Here is a 16,078-nt window from a genome sequence, read left to right as displayed (position 1 = left end):
GCGGGTTTTGCGTAAACGGGTCATCCGCAATTGGTGGCCCGATCAATCCCCTCCTCCATAACCTGGACGAGGAAATCAATCTGTTCTGGCGTGATTATGTAAGGAGGCATCAGATAGGAGACATTGCCCAGGGGACGCAAAAGGGCACCCCGGGAAAGGCCATGACGATAGATCTCCAGCCCGCGGCGCTCCTGCCAGGGATACGGGGTCCGGGACGCCTTGTCCTGAATCAGCTCGACGGCGGCAATCATGCCATGCTGGCGCACATCGGCCACGTGAGGGTGATCGGATAATGGTGCAATGCGCTGGGTGATATGGGCAGCGAGCTCCCGATTTCGGTCAAGGACGGGGCTCGAGGCAAAAATATCAAGCGTGGCCAGTGCCGCACGACATGCTAAAGGATTACCCGTATACGAATGTGAGTGGAGAAACATATTGAGTTTCTCATAATCATCGTAAAAGGCGTTGTAGACCTCCTCGGATGTCAGTACGGCCGCCATAGGCAGGTATCCGCCGGTCAGCCCTTTGGAAAGGCACAAGAAATCCGGGACGACAGGCCCCTGTTCGCAGGCGAACATGGTTCCGGTGCGTCCAAAGCCGACGGCAATCTCGTCCGCGATCAGGTGTACGCCGTGCCGATCGCAGGCAGCGCGAAGCAGGCGCAGGTATTCCGGGTCGTACATGCGCATGTGCCCTGCGCACTGCACCAGCGGCTCGACGATGACGGCGCAGACCTCCTCTGCGTGGTTCGCGAGGGCCGCCTCCATATGGACAAACTGTCGCCGGGCGACATCGGCGCAGCTCTCGCCCGGCTCGCGCTCGTAGCAGTCCGGCGCGGGAACGGTGATGACATCCAGCATGAGGGGCTTGTAGGTGGCGCTGTAGAGCGGGACATCGCTTACTGAAAGGGCACCCAGAGTCTCGCCGTGGTAGCTGTTGGACAGGCGGATGAAACGGGTCTTTTCGCCGCGGCCACAGTTGAGCCAGTAGTGAAAGCTCATCTTGAGCGCCACCTCGACACCGGCGCTGCCATTATCGGCCAGGAACACCCGATCGAGACCCTCGGGTGTGAGGTCGATCAGGCGTTCGCACAGCTCCACGACAGGCTCGTGCGTGCAGCCCGCAAGGATGACGTGTTCGAGCTGGTCCAGCTGGTCGCGGACCGCGGCATTGATGCGAGGGTTCGCATGGCCAAAAAGGTTGACCCACCATGAGCTGATCGCATCCAGATACCGGTTGCCGTCGAAATCGTACAGCCATACGCCCTCCCCGCGCTGGATCGGCAGCAGGGGCAAGGTCCCCTCCTCTCCGTAATCCTTCATCTGGGTGCAGGGGTGCCAGAGGGCGCGCAGGTCCCGGCGTTTGAGCTGTTCGTTGTCCATGCGGTGGGCTCTCGGGGCAGTGGGTTAGCCCCCCGCAAGCGGCTTGCCGGGGGCCGTAATTCAGTGCGCGGAAAGTAGCAGCCCCCCCGGGGGCGAACAAGGCTCCTTCCCCGTCGGGATTCGGGATTTAGCGCGGGCGCGCTTATGAGGTACCCTTTCCTGCCGGCCAGGAGGATCCCATGCACCCCGAATTTCCGCAGCAGGACATCATCCATCTCAACCACGCGGCGGTGGGTGCCTGGCCCAGACGTACCGAAGAGGCGGTTTGCGAGTTCGCCCGCGAGAACGTGCGTCAGGGCTCGAAGGACTATGGCCAGTGGCTCAAGCGGGTGGATGCGACGCGCGAGCTGGCCCGCGCCCTGATCGGGGCCAGCGACGCGGCGGATATCGCCTTCGTCAAGAACACCTCGGAAGCGCTGTCGATGGTGGCGTTCGGCCTGCCCTGGTCGGAGGGGGACAACATTGTTCTCCCGACCGGAGAGTTCCCGTCCAATCGGGTCGTCTGGCACGCAGCGGGCGAACGATTCGGCATCGAGGTGCGCGAGGTCGAGGTGGGCGATGAACCCGAACGCGACCTGCTGGCCGCCTGCGACCGCCAGACGCGGCTGGTGGCGACCAGCGCGGTTCGCTACGACTCGGGCATCCGCGTGGATATCCAGGCACTCGGGGCAGAGCTGCGGGCCCGGGGGATCCTGTTCTGTGTCGACGCGATTCAGCATCTGGGGGCGCTGCCCTTCGATGCCCCGGGTTGCCACGCAGATTTTGTAATGGCGGACGGCCACAAGTGGATGCTGGCGCCAGAGGGGATCGGGATCTTCTACGTCAACCCGGAGATTCGCGAGCAACTCCGGCTACAGGAGTACGGGTGGAACATGCTGGCGCATGCCGGTGATTTCTCGAACCCGGGGCTGACCCCTGCCCCGTCGGCCCGCCGGTTCGAGCCGGGAAGCCACAACATGCTGGGGATCCATGCGCTGCACGCCAGCCTGTCGCTACTGCTGGAGGTGGGCATCGAGAACGTCGATCACGACATCTGCTTTCACTGGCATCACCTGGCTGAGGAGCTGGAAGCGATGGGTTGCGAGGTGCTCACGCCGCGCGGCCGACGGGCAGGGATCCTGACCTTCCGCCCCCCCTCGGCGGATCTCGACGCCGTCTACGCGCGCCTTCAGGCCGGCGGAGTCCTGTGCGCGGTGCGTGGCGGGGGGATCCGCTTCTCGCCCCACTACTACCTGACGGATCAGCAGATTGAGCGTGCCCTGGATCAGGTGCAGAAGGCACTTGGGATCGCGGCCTGACGACCGGTCCCGGGTTCAGATGCTCAGAATGTGTGGGTCTTGCGGTCCGAGTTGAGCATACCACCGAGGTGTTCCTCGATTCGACGATGCGTCACACCCTTGTCGGACTTGTTGAACTGCACGCCGATACCACGAAGGCGGTTGCCCTGCGCCCGGGCGGGCGTGATCCATACAACGGTGCATGGTGTCGGCAGGCGGTCGGAATCGTCCAGCAGGGACAACAGCAGGAACACCTGGTCCCCGAGCTTGTAGGACTTGTCCGTAGGGATGAACAGCCCGCCGTTGGTCACGAAGGGCATGTACGCGGCGTACAGTGCGGGTTTTTCCTTGATTGCCAAGGTCAGCATGCCCTGCCCGGCCATGTTCCCTCCCACCACGTTGTCTGGACCCGCGAGTATCCCCCATCCCGGCTGGCGTGCGCCACCCCCCGGGGCGACGCTGCCTGAAACCGGGGCGCGTTGACTGCCCTGTTTCACGCAGCGTTGCGGGTCCGTTTTGCAGCATGCCCGCACGGCAACAGCACCGCGAGCGCGAATGCGCAATCCGATCAGCGCCTGCCCAGCGCCAGTGCGATGGCCTCGCTGCGCAGCGCAGGATTCAGGTTGGCACCATTCTGGCGCTGCCATTCGAGTGACTGCTGCACCAGCCACGCGAGGCGACGTGCACCTCGCGTCCGTGCAAAGTTGAGTAACTGATCGCGCGGGAACTGCTCGCCAAAGGCATCCAGTTGCCCCACCAGCAAAAGGCGCTGCGCCGACAGCAGCAGGGCCTGGAGGCGCGGGATCAGGCGCTCGGGCACGCTGCGCTGCAGCACGGCGGCGGTGGAATGCAGATCGGTCGCATTCAGCACCGCGGTCAGGATCTGACGATCGGCTTCCCAGGCTTCCAGGGCCGCGGCATCCGTCAGGATCTCCCGCGCCAGAAGCGGACGCCCGAGGCTGGCGGCATAGGCCTCCGCGACCCGTTCAGGCTGATCGCTTTCCGAGGCGAGCCACTCGTGCACTTCGCCCAGGGTGGGGCTGGCAATATCCGTTTGCTGGCAGCGGCTGCGAATGGTAGCCGGCAGACTGGCCGGACGCGCGGACTCGAGGAACACCACGGCCCCGGCGGGTGGTTCCTCCAGGGTCTTGAGCAGCGCATTGGCCGCGTTCACGTTGAGCGCATCGGCCGGACGGATGATCAGCGCCCGCAGCGCCCCGCCCGAGCCACTGAGGGTCAGAAACTCCGTGGCGTCACGCACGGCATCGACCAGGATGTCCTTGCCGGGCTCGGCCGGCTCCAGCAGACGTACCTCCGGGTGCACACCGCCCTCCAGGCTGCGACAGGCATTGCACTCGCCACAGGCGGGCTCGTCGCCGTCCACACGCTGGCACAGCAGGCTCTGGACGACGCTCGTCGTCAGCAGGGCCTTGCCCACCCCGGGGCTTCCATTGACCAGAATCCCGCTGGGCAGCCTGCCGTCCCGCCCGCGCCGCACGAGGCGCTGCCGTATGGGGTCCAGCCAGGGTGGTTGCGTCGACATCAGCTTCCCCGAGCCATGGTATGGGTCTGCCATTCATCCAGTGCCCGACGGACCGAGTCGGCCACCTGCTCGGGAGTGGCATGTCCATCAATGACACGGTAGCGATCCGGGTGCGCGCGGGCACGCTCCAGGTAGGCCTCGCGCACCCGTGCAAAGAATTCCAGGGCCTCCCGCTCGATGCGGTCTCGGCGACCCCGCTGCACCGCCCGTTCCAGCCCGGTGGCCGGATCGATATCCAGCAATAGGACCAGGTCGGGGCGCAGATCGCCCTGCACCCAGTCTTCCAGTCGGGCCACGCGCTCCGTGCCCAGCCCTCGCCCCGCACCCTGATAGGCAAAGCTCGCATCGGTGAAGCGGTCACTGACGACCCAGCGGCCCGCCGCGAGTGCCGGCCGTATCACCGAGGCGAGGTGCTGTGCACGGGCGGCGAACATCAACAGCAGCTCCGCCTCGGGGCACATACCGGGAAGGTCGGGATCGAGCAATAGACCCCGTAGTCGCTCGCCCAGTGCCGTGCCACCCGGTTCGCGGGTGCATTCGGGCTCGACCCCCCTTGCCCGCAGGGTCTCCACCACAGTAGCGAGCTGTGTGGACTTTCCCGAGCCCTCGATGCCTTCCAGGACTACGAAGCGGGCGCCACTGGACACGTGTTCGGTGGATGCGTCGGCGGTCATCGGCGGTTCCGGATGCCGTAGCGGGACCCATCACCGCCGAGCTGATAGCGAATCACGGCCTGGCGATGCTCGCGATAGGTCTCCGAGAAGTGATGTGTGCCGTCGCCGCGGGAAACGAAGAACAGATCGTCTGTCTCGGCCGGCCGCGCAGCCGCCTCGATCGCTGCTCGTCCCGGCAGTGCGATCGGCGTGGGTGGCAGCCCGGTACGGGTATAGGTGTTATAGGGATGGTCGCGCTGCAGCTCCGCACGGGTCAGCCGCTGCACGCCAGGCTCCTGCACATAGAGCAGCGTGGGATCGGTCTGCAGCAGCATCCCTCGGCGCAGCCGATTGACGAACACGCCCGCGACCCGGTCACGCTCCTCGCCGCGCCCGGTCTCGCGCTCGATGATCGAGGCCAGGATCAGGAGTTCGTACGGTGACTCCACCGGGTGGTCCTCGGTGCGTGACTCCCAGGCGGAGTGCAGCGTGGCATCCATTGCGCGGTATGCGCGCCGCAGCACCTCCAGGGCATCGGTCCCGGACCCGAAGAAGTAGGTGTCCGGCAAGAACCAGCCCTCGGGATGCTCCAGTTCTTCGAGCCCCAGCGCCTCCAGCAGGTTCTCCACCCCGACGGATTCCGACGGCCCCTCGATCTCGGGGTGCTGGCGCAAGGCGCGCAGGGCCTGCGCGATGGTCCAGCCCTCCGGAACCGTCAGCCGGTGCTGCACGACCTCTCCGCGTGCCATGGCGTGCAGCAGGCTGCGCGGGGTCGCACCGGCATCCACCGCGTACTCGCCTGCCTGCAGTCGCGGTGCCAGGCCCTGGCGGCGCCCGTACAGTTCGACCATCCAGGCTTGCTCGACCCAGCCGCGGCGTTCGAATTCCTTGCTCACCTGACGCAGCCCCTGGCCCCGCTCGAGCTGGAACCGTTCCGTCTGATCCAGCGCCAGCGGCTGGTTGAGATCCTGGTGATAGCGATCCCCGAACCACCAGCCTCCCGCCAGCAGGCCGATCAGCAAGACCCCGGTTATCAGACCACTAATCCGCTTCATGCAGCGCCATACTCAGAACCCGAACCGGGTCATCCTGCCATGCCGTATCAGGCATGTCCGTTTCGATCAGGCGGCCTGGGTGTAATCCCAGGCGCGCATTGCTGACATAAAGGCCGTCGACCCGCTGCAAGGCCTCGGGGGTCGCGCGCTGCTCCTGGACGGTGAAACCGTGGGCCGTTGCATGGTCGAATATCCACGCCCTGCGCGTACCCGCGATCCCCGCCTCGTCCACTGGAGGCGTGAACAGGTCCGTCCCCTGGCGCCACCAGAGGTTGCCTTGCGTCGCGCTGACCAGACGCCCCTGGGTATCGCAGACAATGGCTTCGTCCCATCCGGCTTCCCAGCTTTGCCGGATCACGACCTGTTCGAGGCGACTCGTATGTTTCAGGCCCGCGAGCGCTGGCTGAATCGCCATCGACACCGGCGACCAGCCCATACGCAACGGCTTCGGTTCCACCCCCATGGACTGAGCCAGCGCGGGGCCACCGGCGACAATCCGGGTCATGGTGACGTGGTCGGGCGGCAAGTAACCACGGGGCCCCTGCCCTCGCGTCAGCGTAACGCGAGCCATGCAACGCCCCTCTGGCGCGACTCGCTGTAGTTCCTCACGCAGGCGCGAATCATCCACGGGCGGGAATCCGAGTCGTTCCAGCCCCCGTTCCAGCCGAGCGACATGATAAGGCCACAGCCGGGGGCGGCCGGAATCCATCATCACCGTCTCGAACAAGCCATCACCCAGCAAAACGCCGCGGTCGTCGCCCGGGACGTGGGCCTCGATGCCGTTGACCAGGATCACGCCCGGCCCCCAAGCGCATCCAGCAGCCCATGCGCCTTGTGGCGGGTCTCGGCCAGCTCGCGATCGGGATCCGAGTCCGCCACGATGCCCGCCCCCGCCCGAAAGCGCAGTTCGTTGCCGCGCACCACCAGGGTGCGGATGAGGATGTTCGTGTCCATGCGCCCATGCCGGCTCACGTAGCCGCAGGACCCAGTGTACGCCCCGCGGGGTGCGCCGGCCTCCAGCTCCTGGATGATCTGCATGCTGCGTATCTTCGGACACCCGGTGATCGTCCCGCCAGGGAACACGGCTCGCAGCACATCGCCCGCACGCGTCTCCGGCTTCAATCGCCCCACGATACTCGACACAATGTGATGGACGCGTCGGTAGCTCTCGACGGTCATCAGTTCGGCAACCCGCACGCTCCCGGCAGAGGCCACCCGGCCGACGTCGTTGCGCTCAAGGTCCACCAACATTACATGCTCGGAACGCTCCTTAAGGTTTCCCCGTAACTCGCTAAAAAGACTTGAATCTTTTTCCGCGTTATCATCGCGCCGGCGGGTACCCGCGATCGGCCGGGTCTCAACCTCACCCCCTTCCACCGACACCAGGCGCTCGGGCGACGAACTGATCACCTGCCCCTCGGGAAACTGCAGCCAGGCGGCAAAGGGCGCCGCATTCGCGTTCCTAAGGCGCGCATACAGCGCACCCCCGTCGAGTGCCTCCCGGCTGGACGCCCTCCATTCGCGCGACAGATTCACCTGAAAGGTATCGCCCGCGCGAATGTACTCCAGCCCTTGCCGCACCGCCGCGCGATAACGTTCCGGCTCTTCCTCGTCGATCGCGAGCGCCGGCAAGGCCCCTGCTCCCAGACTCTCCTCCCGGCACGCCTCGACGTCAGCGCGCATGGAGGCGATTGGGTCTGCGCCCTCCTCACTCACCAGGAAGGTCTGGTCGTCGTGATGATCCACAATGATCGCGGCGGGAAACCGGGTGACCCGGGCGGGGGGCAGCCAGGGGTCCGAGCGGCAGGCGCCCAGCGCGGGTTCCAGCTGCCAGGCCCATTCATAGCCCAGATAGAGAAACCAGCCCCCGAGAAACGGGAGGTGGTCATAACCGGGCTCGACTTCCGAGTCGGCCCTTGCATCGCTCAGGTCCTGGTCGAGCACGGACCACAGAGCGTCATCGCCTCGGGCATCCAGCGTGATGCCCGGAAAGGCAAACAGGATGGAATAACGAGCCGGCGCCTGACCGATCAGGGCCGACTCGAGCAGGTGTGGATAGCGCTCCGGAAAGCGCCGGGCCAGGGGCGCCAGATCGATCCCGCGCCCCAGCCGCTCGACTGCCATATGCTGGCGGACTAGAGGCTGCGGAACACCAGAGTCCCGTTGGTGCCCCCAAACCCGAAGGAGTTCGACAGACCCACCTTCGTATTCATCTCGCGCGCCTCGTTGGGCACGTAATCCAGATCACAACCCTCACCCGGCTGGTCGAGGTTGATCGTCGGGGGGGAAACCTGATCGCGTAGCGCCAGCGCCGTGAACACGCCCTCGATGCCACCGGCTGCACCCAGCAGATGTCCAGTCATGGACTTCGTGGAGTTCACCAGCAGCTTGTAGGCGTGATCGCCAAAGGCTTTCTTGAGCCCCTGTGTCTCGGCCACGTCGCCGGCCGGCGTCGAGGTGCCGTGGGCGTTGATGTATCCGACTTCCTCCGGATTAACGCCCGCGTCGTTCAGGGCACGAAGCATGCATCGAGCGGCTCCCGCCCCATCCTGCGAGGGCTGGGTCATGTGATGCGCATCGGCGTTCCAGGCAAAGCCGGCTACCTCGCAGTAGATGTTGGCGCCTCGGGCCTTCGCATGCTCGTACTCCTCGAGCATCATCACGCCGGCCCCGTCACTCAGCACAAAGCCGTCGCGATCCTGATCCCAGGGACGCGAGGCGCGTTCCGGGTCATCGTTACGGGTCGACAGTGCACGCGCGGCCGCAAACCCGCCGATGCCGAGCGGCGTCGTCGCCATCTCGGCCCCACCGGCCACCATCGCGTCGGCATCGCCGTAGGCAATCATGCGGGCGGCATCGCCGATGTTGTGCGTAGCCGTCGCACAGGCCGACACAATCGAGATATTCGGACCGCGCAGGTTGCGCATGATGGAGAGATTTCCCGCGACCATATTGATGATCGCGCTGGGGACAAAAAACGGCGAGATCTTGCGCGCGCCACCCTTGAGGTACGCGGCGTAAGAGCGTTCGATATACGGCAGGCCACCGATCCCGGAACCGATCGCGACACCAATACGGTCCGCATTCTCCTCGGTCACCTCGAGACCGGAATCGTCCAGGGCCTGAATCCCGGCCGCGAGCCCGTAGAGGACAAACGTGTCCATCTTTTTCTGGTCTTTGGGCGGGACATACTCATTGGCTTCGAAGTCCCGCACGGCCCCGGAAATCTTGACCGGCATCTCCGATGCATCGAACACGTCGATCGGTGAAATGCCGCTCTTGCCGGCCTTGATGTTGGACCAGGCCTTGTCGATGGTAGAGCCGACCGGGGACACAATGCCCAGCCCGGTAATCACGACACGTCGCTTAGCCAATGATGTTCTCCTTGGAAAGACTGAAATAAGCGCTCAACGAAACGACGAAGGGCCACTCTGCTCGCAGAGAGGCCCGTCCGTGTCCTGTTCGAGCGCCCAGGGGCGCCCAATCAGTCCTTCATGTGCTCGTTGATATAGTCGATCGCCTGCTGCACGGTGGTGATCTTTTCCGCCTGCTCGTCCGGGATTTCCGTCTCGAATTCCTCTTCGAGCGCCATCACCAGCTCCACGGTGTCGAGCGAGTCGGCACCCAGGTCGTCGACAAAGGCGGCACTGTTGGTGACGTCTTCTTCCTTGACACCCAGCTGCTCGACAACGATCTTCTTGACGCGTTCTTCAATGCTACTCATGGTTCAGAAATCCCCTTCCAATTGAGGCGGCTTCGTTTGAAGGTTCGCCATTCTAGAGAAAAGCCCGGCCGCGATCCAGGGAGACGCGAGCCTCTTGGGCTGCGCTGGACCCCAGGCCCCGCGGGTTGATCAGTGCATGAACATCCCGCCGTTCACATGCAGCGTTTCGCCGGTGATGTAGCCGGCCTCCTCGGATGCGAGGAAGCCCACCGCCGCCGCGATCTCCTCCGGGTCGCCCAGGCGCCCCAGCGGGATCTGGCCCAGCAGGTGTTCCTTGGTCTCGTCCCCGAGTTCGCGGGTCATGTCGGTATCAATGAAGCCCGGGGCGACGGTATTGACCGTGATGTTGCGGCTGCCCACCTCGCGCGCCAGCGAGCGCGCGAACCCCGCTAACCCCGCCTTGGCGGCCGCGTAGTTGGTCTGACCGGCATTGCCGGTGGACCCCACCACCGAGCCCACCAGTATGATGCGGCCGCGGCGCAGCTTCATCATGCCCTTCAGCAGGCGCTGTGTCAGGCGAGCGGCGGCGGACAGGTTCGTGTTGATGATGGCATCCCACTCCTCGTCCTTCATCCGCATGAACAGGTTGTCGCGCGTGATGCCGGCGTTGTTCACCAGCACCTCCACCGCCCCTTCCTGCTCCTGGACGCTGGCGAGGCCGGCCGCAACCGAATCCGCGTCGGTTACATCCATGGCGATACCCCGCCCGTTCCATTCGGACAGCGCCTCGCTGATGCGCTGGGCACCGGATTCGCTGGTCGCGGTCCCGACGACCTGCAGGCCCTGTTCCGCCAGACGGCGGGCAATGGCCGCGCCAATGCCGCGGCTGGCCCCGGTCACCAGGGCCACTCGTTTGTTATCGGACATCATTCGCCTTTTGTTTTTGGACGTGCTCGGAATCGAGTGTAGAGCGTCAACCAGCCTTCAGTCGGCCGACGGTGGCATCCAGGCTTTCACGGTCGGCCACGTCGAACAGCTCCAGGCCCCTGTCAATCCGTTTGGCCAGCCCCGTGAGCACGCGCCCGGGGCCACATTCCACCTGTACCTCGACACCCTGCGCGCGAAGCCCCTGGATGGTCTCCACCCAGCGTACCGGCCGATAGAGCTGCGCGGCCAGATTCGCCTTGATTGCCTCGGCCGTCTCGGCCGGCGCCGCAGTCACGTTCTGCCAAACGGGGATTTCCGGAGTCGCAAAGGTGGCTGCATCGAGTGCCGACTGCAGGCGCTCGGCAGCCGGACGCATCAGCGCACAGTGCGACGGAACGGACACGGGCAGCTTGAGCGCGCGCTTTGCCCCGGCGTCCTTGGCGGCACCAACCGCTCGATCGACCGCCGCGGCCGCACCCGCGATCACCACCTGCCCGGGTGCATTCAGGTTAACGGCCTCAAGGACCTGCCCCTCGGCGTTGTCCGCACAAAGCTGCTCGACTGCGGCGTCGTCGAGACCAAGGATCGCGGCCATTGCGCCCTCGCCCTCGGGTACTGCGGCCTGCATGGCACGGGCGCGCTCGGCCACCAGACGTACGGCATCCGGGAATCGCAGCGCCCCGGCCGCCACCAGCGCGCTGTACTCGCCAAGGCTGTGACCCGCGACCCCAGCGGGGCGTACATCGGTCTGCTGTGCCAACAAGCGCCACGTGGCCACCCCGGCAGCCAGCATGACCGGCTGTGTCCATTCGGTCTGGTTCAGTTGTTCGACTGGACCGTGCTGACACAGGCTCCACAGATCCGCACCCAGGCAATCCGACGCCTCCTGAAAGGTATCGCGTACGACCGCGTGGTCGTCGCCCAGATCGGTGAGCATGCCGGTGGACTGGGAACCCTGCCCCGGAAAGACTGCGGCCCATTTAGTGGTCATTCGCCAATCGTCTCGCGCGTAGAAAAGCGGGCGTAGTGTAGGCCCTAGACGCAACGTCGGCAAACAGCCTCTAATCCTCGGCGAACGTGGATCACTCGGCGATCCGCAACCGCCAACATCGCGCCGAAAACCCCGTGTTGACTTGTGTTCGCGCGTAGCATCCGGATAATGTCGCCACCGAATTCAATACGCGAGGACCTGCATGGCGAAGGAAGACGAAATCGAGCTGGAAGGAACGGTGGTGGAGACCCTGCCGAATACCACGTTCCGGGTAGAGCTCGAAAACGGGCACACCATCACCGCCCACATCTCCGGCAAGATGCGCAAGCACTACATCCGCATCCTGCGTGGCGACAAGGTGATCGTGCAGATGACCCCTTACGACCTGACCAAGGGCCGTATCGTCTACCGTAACAAGTAGTCCCGCCCCAGGGGTTGCGGGCCCACTCGAAAGAGCATGGCCTACCCCTAAATGACGAAGCCCCGGCCGGACCGGGGCTTCGTGGTTTCTGCAGGCCAGGATTCGGCCCAGTGGCTCCCTCAGGAGACGGCCGGCTCGCGTATATCGAGCTCCAGCCCGGACTCGGCCACCCGGACCACGACCTCTCCGCCCTGCGCCAGACGCCCGAAGAGCAACTCGTCGGCCAGCGGCTTCTTGATATGCTCCTGCAGCGTGCGTGCCATCGGGCGTGCGCCCATCTTGACGTCGTAGCCATGCTCGGCCAGCCAGGCACGGGCGTCCGGCTCCACCGTCAGGTGCACCTTCTTCTCGTCCAGCTGGGCCTGCAGCTGCGTCAGGAACTTGTCCACGACATTCAGGATAGTCGCCTCGTCCAGCGGACCGAACTGGATGGTGGCATCCAGGCGGTTGCGGAACTCCGGCGTGAAGGTCCGCTTGATCGCCTCCATCGAATCGCTTGAGTGATCCTGCTGGGTAAAGCCCACGGACGGGCGGCTGGCCTGCTCCGCCCCGGCGTTCGTCGTCATCACCAGGATCACGTTGCGGAAGTCCACCTCGCGGCCATTGGCGTCCGTCAGGGTGCCGTGGTCCATCACCTGCAGCAGCACATTGAAGACATCCGGGTGGGCCTTCTCGATCTCGTCCAGCAGCAGCACCGAGTGCGGATGCTTCAGGATCGCATCGGTCAGCAGCCCGCCCTCGTCGTAGCCGACATAGCCGGGCGGCGCGCCGATCAGGCGCGAGACCGTGTGGCGCTCCATGTACTCGGACATGTCGAAGCGCGCCAGATGAATCCCCAGCTGTTGTGCCAGCTGACGCGTAACCTCGGTCTTGCCGACCCCGGTCGGGCCGGCGAACAGGAACGAACCAATCGGCTTGTCCATGTCGCCCAGGCCGGAACGCGCCATCTTGATCGAGGTCGCGAGCGTCCCGATCGCCTCGTCCTGGCCGAAGACGGTCATCTTCAGGTTGCGTTCGAGGTTGCGCAGCGTCTCCTTGTCGGAGCTGGAGACCGATTTCGGCGGGATGCGCGCGATCTTGGCCACGATCGTCTCGATATCCTGCACGCCAATGGTCTTCTTGCGCTGACTCATCGGCAGCAGCTGCCGGCTGGCACCTGCTTCGTCGATCAGGTCAATCGCCTTGTCCGGCAGGAACCGGTCGGTGATGTAGCGATCCGCCAGTTCCGCTGCGGCGCGCAGCGCCGGGCGCGTGAAGCGGACATTGTGGTGTGCCTCGAAGCGCGATTTCAGCCCCCGCAGGATCTGCTCGGTCTCGTCCACGGTCGGCTCCGGCACCTCGATCTTCTGGAAGCGACGGGCCAGGGCGCGGTCCTTCTCGAAGATCCCGCGATATTCCTGATAGGTGGTCGAGCCGATGCACTTGAGCTCGCCCGAGGCGAGCATCGGCTTGATCAGGTTGGAAGCGTCCATTACCCCGCCGGAGGCGGCGCCCGCACCGATGATGGTGTGGATCTCGTCGATGAACAGCACCGCGCCGGGTTCCTTCTTCAGCTGCGCCAGCACACCCTTCAGGCGCTTCTCGAAATCCCCGCGGTACTTGGTGCCGGCCACCAGCGCGCCCAGATCGAGCGCGTAGACGGTCGCGGACTCGATTGCCTCGGGCACCTGCTCGTCGACGATACGCCGCGCCAGACCCTCGGCAATGGCGGTCTTGCCGACACCGGCCTCGCCCACCAGAAGCGGGTTGTTCTTGCGCCGACGACAGAGGATCTGGATGGTGCGTTCGATCTCGTGGTCGCGCCCAATTAGCGGGTCGATCTCGTCCTTGCTCGCCTTCGCGTTGAGATTGGTCGCGTACAGCTGCAGAGCGTTTGTCTTTTCCTCGCGCTCGCCCTCGACCGGCTCCGGCTGTGGTTCGTTCGGGTTCTGCTGCCCCCCCAGTTCATCTTCTCCGACCTTGGAGATGCCATGGGAGATGAAATTCACCACGTCCAGGCGGCTGATGTTCTGCTGGCCGAGTACGTAAAGGGCCTGGCTGTCCTGTTCGCCGAACAGCGCGACCAGCACGTTCGCCCCGGAGACCTCCTTGCGGCCGCTGGACTGCACGTGAAACACCGCCCTTTGCAGGACCCGCTGGAACCCCAGGGTCGGCTGCGTCTCGCGTGAATCGTTCGGAGGGATGCGCGGCGTGTTCTCGTCGATATAGGCCTCGAGCTCGTCGCGGATGCGGTCGAGATCACCGCCACAGGCGCGCAACACCGTCGCGGCGCTGGGGTTCTGCGCGAGCGCCATCAGGAGGTGCTCCACGGTCACGAACTCGTGGCGCTTCTCCCGCGCTTCCTTGAAGACCATGTTCAGGCTGAATTCGAGTTCCTTGTCGAGCATGGGAGTCAGACCTCCTCCATCGAGCAAAGCAGTGGATGCTGGTGGCTACGGGCGTAATCGTTCACCTGTGCCACCTTCGTCTCGGCCACATCCCGGGTATAGATGCCGCATACTCCCTTGCCGCGCGTGTGCACGTGCAGCATCACCTGGGTGGCCTTTTCGCGATCCATACTGAAGAAGGTCTCCAGCACCTCGACCACGAACTCCATGGGCGTGAAGTCGTCGTTGAGCAACACCACCTTGTACTGCCGCGGTGGCTTGAGCTCCGGCCTCGATTCTTCGACGGCGGTATTGCTGTCATGATCGGGGATCTGGGGCTTTTTCTCACTCATCGGTCGAACTCACGCTTTCAGCGGTTGGTCAAGCCAGTTCGGCCATCCAGGGAAACACTGATCCAATGTCTCCCTGTGTCCTTAGGCTATGTTCATGGTCGTTCGGTTCCGGGCCCGGGCCAAGTGCCCGCACCCTGAGTCACTACATGTGCTTGATCAGGGCCTCGCCAAAGGCCGAGCAGCTCACCGGCTCGACGTTGTCCATCAAGCGGGCGAAGTCATAGGTCACCTCGCCGGCACTGATCGCGCCGCCCATGCCCTTCACCACCAGATCGGCGGCCTCGGACCAGCCGAGGTGGCGCAGCATCATCTCGGCCGACAGGATCAGCGAGCCCGGGTTGACCTTGTCCTGACCGGCATATTTCGGGGCGGTCCCGTGGGTCGCCTCGAACATCGCCGTGGTATCCGACAGGTTGGCGCCGGGCGCGATCCCGATGCCCCCGACCTGGGCGGCCAGCGCATCGGAGATGTAGTCGCCGTTGAGATTCAGCGTGGCGATCACCGAGTAGTCCTCCGGGCGCAGCAGGATCTGCTGCAGGAAGGCATCCGCGATCACGTCCTTGATCACGATGTCGCGGCCGGTCTTCGGGTTCTTGAACGTCTGCCACGGGCCGCCGTCCAGGTCCTTCGCACCGAACTCCTCGCGCGCCAGCTCGTAGCCCCAGGCCTTGAAGGAGCCCTCGGTGAATTTCATGATGTTGCCCTTGTGCACCAGCGTCACGGAGGGGCGATCGTTGTCGATCGCGTACTCGATCGCCTTGCGCACCAGGCGCTTGGTGCCCTCGCTGGAGACCGGCTTCACGCCGATGCCGGCGGTATCCGGGAAGCGGATCTGGGTTACGCCCATTTCGTTCTGCAGGAAGTCGATGACCTTCTTCACCTCCGGCGTGCCGGATTCGAACTCGATGCCGGCGTAGATGTCCTCCGAGTTCTCGCGGAAGATCACCATGTCGGTCTTTTCCGGCTCCTTCAGCGGGCTCGGGGTGCCGTCGTAGTAGCGCACCGGGCGCAGGCAGACGAACAGGTCCAGCTTCTGGCGCAGCGCGACATTCAGGGAGCGAAAACCACCCCCCACCGGCGTGGTCAGCGGGCCCTTGATGGACACGCTGTAGTCCTTGACCGCCTGCAGGGTCTCATCCGGCAGCCCGGAGTCGTCGTCGTAGACCTGCGTGGCCTTCTCGCCCGCGTAGACCTCCATCCATTCGATCGCCTTCTGGCCACCGTAGGCCTTTTCCACGGCCGCATCGGTCACCCGGCGCATCACCGGCGTGATGTCCACACCGATCCCGTCTCCCTCGATAAAGGGGATGATCGGGCGTTCTGGCACCACCAGCTTGCCCTGCTCGTCGACGGTGATGCGTTCGCCCTTTTCCGGGACCTGAATGTGCTGGTAGGCCATGCAAACTCCTTGTGCGCAAGAATTGAAATCGTTCTCCCGGATTATAC

The 16,078-nt window shown here is 64.7% G+C and carries 16 protein-coding genes; 2 read left to right on the top strand and 14 right to left on the bottom strand.

The features are described 5' to 3' along the window. Nucleotides 1-20: 20 nt before the first annotated feature. Entirely contained in the window at nucleotides 21-1,382 is a 1,362-nt protein-coding gene (locus C995_RS0107270; RefSeq protein ID WP_018864294.1) for an adenosylmethionine--8-amino-7-oxononanoate transaminase, read from the bottom strand. A 179-nt stretch (nucleotides 1,383-1,561) separates the two neighbouring features. Between C995_RS0107270 and C995_RS0107265 the strand changes: the two genes are divergently transcribed. After that, nucleotides 1,562-2,680: an aminotransferase class V-fold PLP-dependent enzyme gene (locus C995_RS0107265; RefSeq protein ID WP_018864293.1), complete on the top strand. Its 1,119-nt coding sequence runs from the start codon at nucleotides 1,562-1,564 to the stop codon at nucleotides 2,678-2,680. 23 nt (nucleotides 2,681-2,703) lie between these two features. Here C995_RS0107265 and C995_RS0107260 read toward each other — a convergent pair whose 3' ends face one another. The 10 genes from C995_RS0107260 to fabD all read right to left on the bottom strand — a co-directional run bounded on the left by C995_RS0107260 (nucleotide 2,704) and on the right by fabD (nucleotide 11,492). Beyond that, nucleotides 2,704-3,042: a PilZ domain-containing protein gene (locus C995_RS0107260; RefSeq protein ID WP_018864292.1), complete on the bottom strand. Its 339-nt coding sequence runs from the start codon at nucleotides 3,040-3,042 to the stop codon at nucleotides 2,704-2,706. Nucleotides 3,043-3,227: 185 nt separating this feature from the next. Next, nucleotides 3,228-4,202 carry a hypothetical protein gene (locus C995_RS0107255; protein ID WP_018864291.1) on the bottom strand — a complete coding sequence of 325 codons (975 nt, stop codon included), beginning with the start codon at nucleotides 4,200-4,202 and terminating at the stop codon, nucleotides 3,228-3,230. Further along, the gene (gene tmk, locus C995_RS0107250) at nucleotides 4,202-4,876 is read right to left on the bottom strand and encodes a dTMP kinase (RefSeq protein ID WP_018864290.1); all 675 of its coding nucleotides are present in this window, start codon (nucleotides 4,874-4,876) and stop codon (nucleotides 4,202-4,204) included. The genes C995_RS0107255 and tmk overlap by 1 nt, the downstream gene beginning before the upstream one ends. Further along, nucleotides 4,873-5,910 (bottom strand): endolytic transglycosylase MltG, encoded by a 1,038-nt coding sequence (mltG, locus tag C995_RS0107245; protein WP_026279002.1) that lies wholly within the window; start codon nucleotides 5,908-5,910, stop codon nucleotides 4,873-4,875. The genes tmk and mltG overlap by 4 nt, the downstream gene beginning before the upstream one ends. Then, the gene (pabC, locus tag C995_RS0107240; protein WP_018864288.1) at nucleotides 5,897-6,706 is read right to left on the bottom strand and encodes an aminodeoxychorismate lyase; all 810 of its coding nucleotides are present in this window, start codon (nucleotides 6,704-6,706) and stop codon (nucleotides 5,897-5,899) included. The genes mltG and pabC overlap by 14 nt, the downstream gene beginning before the upstream one ends. Further along, nucleotides 6,703-8,034 (bottom strand): aminodeoxychorismate synthase component I, encoded by a 1,332-nt coding sequence (locus tag C995_RS0107235; RefSeq protein WP_018864287.1) that lies wholly within the window; start codon nucleotides 8,032-8,034, stop codon nucleotides 6,703-6,705. The genes pabC and C995_RS0107235 overlap by 4 nt, the downstream gene beginning before the upstream one ends. Before the next feature lie 11 nt (nucleotides 8,035-8,045). Continuing rightward, the gene (gene fabF / locus C995_RS0107230) at nucleotides 8,046-9,266 is read right to left on the bottom strand and encodes a beta-ketoacyl-ACP synthase II (RefSeq protein ID WP_018864286.1); all 1,221 of its coding nucleotides are present in this window, start codon (nucleotides 9,264-9,266) and stop codon (nucleotides 8,046-8,048) included. Between the two features lie 128 nt (nucleotides 9,267-9,394). Next, entirely contained in the window at nucleotides 9,395-9,634 is a 240-nt protein-coding gene (gene acpP / locus C995_RS0107225; RefSeq protein ID WP_012982657.1) for an acyl carrier protein, read from the bottom strand. 129 nt (nucleotides 9,635-9,763) lie between these two features. Continuing rightward, nucleotides 9,764-10,501, bottom strand: a complete 738-nt coding sequence (gene fabG / locus C995_RS0107220) for a 3-oxoacyl-ACP reductase FabG (protein ID WP_026279001.1) — start codon at nucleotides 10,499-10,501, stop codon at nucleotides 9,764-9,766. Between the two features lie 46 nt (nucleotides 10,502-10,547). Continuing rightward, nucleotides 10,548-11,492 carry an ACP S-malonyltransferase gene (gene fabD, locus C995_RS0107215; protein ID WP_081618880.1) on the bottom strand — a complete coding sequence of 315 codons (945 nt, stop codon included), beginning with the start codon at nucleotides 11,490-11,492 and terminating at the stop codon, nucleotides 10,548-10,550. A gap of 202 nt (nucleotides 11,493-11,694) precedes the next feature. Between fabD and infA the strand changes: the two genes are divergently transcribed. Continuing rightward, nucleotides 11,695-11,913, top strand: a complete 219-nt coding sequence (infA, locus tag C995_RS0107210) for a translation initiation factor IF-1 (RefSeq protein ID WP_012982660.1) — start codon at nucleotides 11,695-11,697, stop codon at nucleotides 11,911-11,913. Nucleotides 11,914-12,032: 119 nt separating this feature from the next. Here the strand turns inward: infA and clpA are convergent, their stop codons facing one another. The 3 genes from clpA to icd all read right to left on the bottom strand — a co-directional run bounded on the left by clpA (nucleotide 12,033) and on the right by icd (nucleotide 16,031). Continuing rightward, nucleotides 12,033-14,300, bottom strand: coding sequence for an ATP-dependent Clp protease ATP-binding subunit ClpA (clpA, locus tag C995_RS0107205; RefSeq protein ID WP_018864283.1), 2,268 nt, complete (start codon nucleotides 14,298-14,300; stop codon nucleotides 12,033-12,035). Nucleotides 14,301-14,305: 5 nt separating this feature from the next. Then, nucleotides 14,306-14,632 carry an ATP-dependent Clp protease adapter ClpS gene (gene clpS / locus C995_RS0107200; RefSeq protein ID WP_018139417.1) on the bottom strand — a complete coding sequence of 109 codons (327 nt, stop codon included), beginning with the start codon at nucleotides 14,630-14,632 and terminating at the stop codon, nucleotides 14,306-14,308. 142 nt (nucleotides 14,633-14,774) lie between these two features. Then, nucleotides 14,775-16,031 (bottom strand): NADP-dependent isocitrate dehydrogenase, encoded by a 1,257-nt coding sequence (gene icd, locus C995_RS0107195; RefSeq protein ID WP_018864282.1) that lies wholly within the window; start codon nucleotides 16,029-16,031, stop codon nucleotides 14,775-14,777. Nucleotides 16,032-16,078 lie beyond the last annotated feature (47 nt).

The organism is Thioalkalivibrio sp. ARh3 (genome assembly GCF_000377265.1).
GTDB lineage: Bacteria > Pseudomonadota > Gammaproteobacteria > Ectothiorhodospirales > Ectothiorhodospiraceae > Thioalkalivibrio > Thioalkalivibrio thiocyanoxidans.
The sequence above is the reverse complement of the archived record's forward strand: the minus strand, read 5'-3'. Positions and strand labels throughout refer to the sequence as shown.